This is a genomic window from Phytobacter sp. V69 (assembly GCF_965644215.1).
Lineage (GTDB): Bacteria > Pseudomonadota > Gammaproteobacteria > Enterobacterales > Enterobacteriaceae > Phytobacter.
The window spans coordinates 1-631 of sequence record NZ_CBFFRL010000493.1 but is presented as its reverse complement, the minus strand read 5'-3'; the positions used below and the strand labels follow the sequence as shown (position 1 = coordinate 631).

The 631-nt window shown below is 47.7% G+C and carries 1 protein-coding gene; it reads right to left on the bottom strand.

The features are described from left to right. Positions 1-58: 58 nt before the first annotated feature. Positions 59-544 carry a LacI family DNA-binding transcriptional regulator gene (locus tag ACSZPU_RS26180; protein ID WP_499004537.1) on the bottom strand — a complete coding sequence of 162 codons (486 nt, stop codon included), beginning with the start codon at positions 542-544 and terminating at the stop codon, positions 59-61. Between the last annotated feature and the right edge of the window lie 87 nt (positions 545-631).

Genomic DNA, 631 nt, shown 5'->3' with positions numbered 1-631 from the left:
ATCGGTAGTTAACCCTTCCTCCTACACTCTCCACAATCATGTCCGAGCGTTGCACTTATTATCTGAATTCGCGGTTTTCATTATTGTTTATGGGGCGCAGAAAAGTCATTGTTGGGCTGGCTTTGCGCCAGGCATCCAGATGTTTTGCTGTAGTGTCCCATGTAGGGCAGAGCAGCACTGCCAGCGCATTGTGTCTCTTCATCAGATGCAGATAGCTTTGCTGGCTCTCCAGATTCTCATCAGAGCAGGCAAGAATAGTGGCATAACCTAATTTCGCCAGGCTCCGTGTAATTTTAGCGATTAATTCCGTGTAGTAAGGATTGCTTAAATCATGAATAACCAGGCCAATAATGTTGGATTTATTGCTGCGTAACGTTGCGGCATTTTCATTATAGGTATAATTCAGCTCGTTGATGGCATCCAGCACTCGCTGGCGGGTTTTGGCAGACACTTTACCCGCCCGATTGCTGATCACATTGGAAACGGTGGCCGATGATACCTTTGCCAGTGCGGCAACATCCGATACGGTGGCGCGTTTTTCCATGTTGATGCTCCGCTAAGGAAGGTGCGATTTAATCGGTGGGGTTCAGTGGAGTCCTTAGCTGTATTAGCCTTACCTTAGCTGAGCTGT